Annotated in this window: 3 protein-coding genes, 1 pseudogene and 1 riboswitch; of the genes and pseudogenes, 3 read left to right on the forward strand and 1 reads right to left on the reverse strand. The window is 61.0% G+C overall.

The genetic code is table 11. The annotated features are described in order from the left end of the window. Positions 1-756: hypothetical protein (locus B9A12_RS16375; RefSeq protein ID WP_139796705.1), on the reverse strand; the 756-nt coding region annotated here is incomplete at its 3' end. Positions 757-1,049: 293 nt separating this feature from the next. Between B9A12_RS16375 and B9A12_RS16380 the strand changes: the two genes are divergently transcribed. The 3 genes and pseudogenes from B9A12_RS16380 to B9A12_RS16390 form a co-directional block, all read left to right on the forward strand. Then, entirely contained in the window at positions 1,050-1,484 is a 435-nt protein-coding gene (locus B9A12_RS16380) for an acyl-CoA thioesterase (protein ID WP_170920700.1), read from the forward strand. A gap of 300 nt (positions 1,485-1,784) precedes the next feature. After that, positions 1,785-1,972, forward strand: a riboswitch (cobalamin riboswitch). A 168-nt stretch (positions 1,973-2,140) separates the two neighbouring features. After that, positions 2,141-4,135, forward strand: coding sequence for a TonB-dependent receptor plug domain-containing protein (locus tag B9A12_RS16385; protein WP_170920701.1), 1,995 nt, complete (start codon positions 2,141-2,143; stop codon positions 4,133-4,135). 115 nt (positions 4,136-4,250) lie between these two features. Next, positions 4,251-4,485: pseudogene (locus B9A12_RS16390) on the forward strand (hypothetical protein); the annotation flags it as partial.

The following is a 4,485-nucleotide window of genomic DNA, read 5'->3' on the forward strand; positions in this document are numbered from 1 at the left end:
GAGCCCGGCGTATTGCGGGACTTGGCCGATTTCGTGGAGCGGTCCATGGACGTGGTAGCAGTCCCGGTCCAGGGAGACGCGCCGCGATAGCTCTCCGGTCTTTTGACCATACTCTCCTTCCAGGGAAAGGTCCGCATCGGGAGCGGTGATATCCAGGCGCATCAGTCGATCCCCTGGGTGTTGGGTGTAGAAGATCACCTCTTTGTGGTCTTCCCGGTCCATGGAAAAGACCCGTTCCCGGTCGGGGTCGAGTATGGCCTGAAGGATCAGGAGGGCGCGGGAGTCTTCCCCCCTGGGGTTGAGCGCCGTCCACAGGATCAAGCCGCCGGAGACTTGACGGCGGGCGGTGACGGCGTCTTCGGCTGTGTAGAGGATTTCGTTTCCCTGCTGCTTCAGGATTTCCGTCAATCGGGTCAGCTCGTCCGGGCCTTCGGGCCATGAAAAATGGAAGCGAACCATCGTTCCGCACACTTCCCGTTCCACCAGGGTCTCCCCGGAGGCGTCGGCAAAGGTATGGCAATCCGCCGCGGCGCGTTCCACTTCCTTCGGTGTCACGCCGGGAAGGACCGAGGCGGGATCCGCCAAAGCCTGTTCCGCTTCGCCGGCCGCAACCGTCGAGGGTGCCTCCGGGGCAGCAGCGGCCTGGAGAGCGTCCGTTCCTCCCGTCCCCCTGAGTGTTCCGGCCACCAGGAAAAGAAGAAAAAAGACGATGGCGAAGGGATACGGTTTCCGTTCCGGAGCTGTGCGCCGTTTCATGGCCGGTCTCCTTTCGGGCTGGAGATGGGAGGAGACGAAAAGACCCACAAATCTGATCAGTTCATAGACCTTTTGTCCGGCCTCTTCAAGGGGGGGCTCGCTCCCGGCTGCGCCCAGGTACCATCCCGGCGGAGTCCAATCATCAGGGCGGTTCCAGGGGAGAGAAGTTCCGATCGGATTGTGGGCCGGACTTGGCAAGAGAGGGTTGCCCCGCTTCCATGTCCATTGTAAGCCATGAAAAACGGTGCGGGATACTTTGTGCAAGAGGGTGCCAACGTGGGGAGGAGTCAGAGATGGGTGAAAAGTATAAGTTTTTTACGCCGGTTCGGGTCCGGTATGCGGATACGGACGCCCAGGGACACGTCTTCTTTTCCAACTACCTTATCTACTTCGACCAGGGGCTTACGGATTATCTCAAGGCCATCGGCTACGGCTACGACGAGCTGCTGCGGGAAGGAGTCGATTTCTTCTACGTGGACGCCCAATGCACCTATAAGGGAAGTGCGCGGTTCGACGAGGTCTTGAACGTTCACACGCGCCTGACCCGGATCGGAAAGACGAGCTTCACCTTCCAGTTTTCCATCCACAAGGCGGAAACGGACGCATTGATTGCTTCCGGTCGGATCGTGGCCGTGGCGGTGGATACCGAGACCCGCCGGCCGGTCCCCGTTCCGGAAGGGCTTCGGCGCGCCGTGGAAGCCTACGAAGGGGAGCCGCCGGCCGCCTGAGCGTCTTCTGCAAGGGGGGGGCTGGTTCAGGAGCGCCGGCTCGGTGGCAACGTGGATTTCGGTTGTCGCCGCTTTGTTGCAAATCGATCCGGGGATTTCATCTGGTAGCGAATTCCTGTTTGGGCGTCCGTGACGGGACCTCCGGGGCCTTCCTGCATGGTGGCTGCCGCGCTCTGCCCTGTGGGAGCGAAAGGTCTTTTGCTGGTGTCCCCCGCGGATCAAACGGACCTTCTCTGGGGGGATTCCCGGTCCTGCGGGGTTGCTTGTTGGCCGTCTCTTGACACGGCCGACGCCTGCTGGTAGGGGGATGGCGTCGCAGGTGCACTTGGGTGCCTAAGAGGGAATCCCGTGCAAATCGGGAACGGGCCCGCCGCTGTGATCGGGGACGAAAGCTGCTGGGATGCCACTGCCGCGCCTGTCGCGGTGGGAAGGCGCAGCCGGTAGGACGAGCCGAGAGTCAGAAAACCTGCCTGTGACGTCCGGTGCCGCCGAGGGCCCCGAGGCTTGGGCAGTGGCACCGAAACGGATGGGGGATGAAAAGGGGAGATCCCGGGTTCCGTGTGGAGCCCGGGATTTTTTTGTTGAGATGGCTCTGGCGGCGGGCCCGGACAGCGATCCATTTCAAAAGGAGAAGTCGAACCGAAGGAGGAAAGAGCATGCGCATGGGAAAATGTGTGGGAATCAGTCTCTTGGTGGCCCTGATGGCAGCGCTGACCTGTGTCCACGCTGGGGCGGAGGAAGGGACGCAAGCCGTCACCTTGCAAGACGTGGTGGTGACGGCCACCCGAACGGCGACGCCGGAACGAGCCGTGGGGGTTTCCCACACGGTCATCACGGAAGAGGAGATCCAGGCGCGACGGGCCGCGGACGTGCCCGAACTTCTGCGCGACGTGGCCGGGATCACCCTGGTCCGCTACGGTTCCCAGGGGGCTCAAAGCGTCGTTTTTCCGCGGGGGGGTGAAAACAATTACACCATGGTCATGATCGACGGCGTTCAGGTGAATCTGGGCGGAGGGGACTTCTACTGGGAAACGCTCAGCTTGGACAACATCGAGCGGATTGAAATCATCCGCGGTCCTCAAAGTGCCCTCTATGGATCCGACGCCATCGGCGGCGTGATCCAGATCTTCACCAAATCGGGCTACGGGCCGCCTTCGGTGGAGCTTTCCACGGCCCATGGCGCCCGCAGTGAAAACGGAAGCTACCTGGGCGAGCAGCATCTTCGGGTATCCGGCGGCAACGAGCGGATGGGCTTTTCCGTGGCCTATGGCCGCATCGATGACCAGGGCGCTCTGGATATCAACAACGACTACTGGAACAATAGCCTGAGCGCCCGTTTCGATCTCTATCCCAAGGACAACTGGGAAGTGACCCTGACTGGCCGACTGAACGACAGCCGCTACGAATATCCCACGGAAAGCGTGGGTGACAAATACAGCCCTCTGGATCCCGACCAGTATGAACGGGAAATGGACACCGTGGTGGGCCTGTCCACACGGGTTCAGACCACGTCCTGGTGGGAAAATGTGCTGAGCGTGGGTTATCACCGAAACGACCGAAAAATCGAAGATCCCTACAATCCCGAGACGGACTATTCTTCGTGGCGAGGCGAATACGATGAGTCGCGAACGAATTTCGACTATCATGCCAACCTGAAGGCTTCGCCCGTGGATTGGGCTTCCTCCACCGTGACCTTGGGCTACGAGCACGAACGGGAGACCTATGAACAGGAAAGTACAGACTTCACCACGACCACCCTGGGTGCGGATCGCACCAACGACGCCTTCTACGCCCAGGAGCAGCTGTCCCTTTTCAAGCGGGTTCACCTGGTGGGCGGCGCCCGGGTGGAAGACAACAGTGCCTTCGGGACAGAAGTGAGTCCGCGGGGATCCATTGCCGTGGATATCCACGAAACGGGAACCAAACTACGGGCTGCCGTGGGCAAGGGGATCAAGGAACCCACGTTTTATGAAAACTTCGCCGATGATGCCTGGACCCTTGGAAACAAGGATCTGGATCCCGAAAAGGCCGTCTCTTGGGAAGTGGGAGTGGACCAGCGCCTCTGGAGCGATCGGCTCACCATGAGCGTCACCTACTTTCAAAGCCGCTACAAGGATCTCATTGCCTATGTTCCCACGCCATATCCGGCACCTGCGGTCCGCACACCCAACTATTTCAACGTGCAGGAAGCGGAAAGCCGCGGGGTGGAACTGAGCCTGACCGTGAAGCCGATGGAGAACCTGGTGCTGGGAAGTTCCTACACCTTCTTGGATACCGAAGTGACGGACGATGGTGGGCTGGCGAACATCGCTTTCGAGGAAGGAAAGGAACTCATCCGGCGCCCCCGGCACAGCGCCTCGGGCTGGATCGATTGGCAATGGCGAAGACTGCGAACCTTTGTCAAAGGGCGGTACGTGGGAAAACGCGACGACGCGGACTATCGGGATTGGACCGCGCCCAAGCGGGTGGAACTCAAAGACTACTTTGTGCTGGACGCCACCATGTCCTATAAAGTGCCGGTGCCGGCCCCACTCAAGGATATGGAACTCTTCGTCAAGGGATCCAACATCCTGGACGAAGACTACGAAGAGGTCTTTGGGTACACGGCGCCGGGGGCCAGTTTCATGGCGGGCCTGTCCTTCAGGCTTTAGCGGCCTGGAGAAAAGCCTGGAAATGGTTGAGGAACGGATGGCGGCCCTAGGGCGGGAGCCTTTTCGGCTAAATGTGATCTGGGACAAGCGCCTGGACGGGAAGACCTGAAACCCTATGACGCATGGGCGAAGAGACGCATCCGCGTGCCCGCTTTACCGAAGCGTCACCCTCAAACGATGGTGGGTGGTGCTGGCCTTCTTTTGCCTCGCCGTGCGACCGGTGGCGGCCGGGGAGGTGGTGGACCGGGTGGGGCGGCGCGTGGTGGTGCCGGATCACCCCCAACGGGTGGTGAGCCTGGCGCCCAGTCTCACCGAGATGGTCTTCGCCCTGGGGGCGGGAGACCGGCTGG

Source organism: Desulfacinum hydrothermale DSM 13146, assembly GCF_900176285.1.
Classification (GTDB): Bacteria; Desulfobacterota; Syntrophobacteria; order Syntrophobacterales; family DSM-9756; genus Desulfacinum; species Desulfacinum hydrothermale.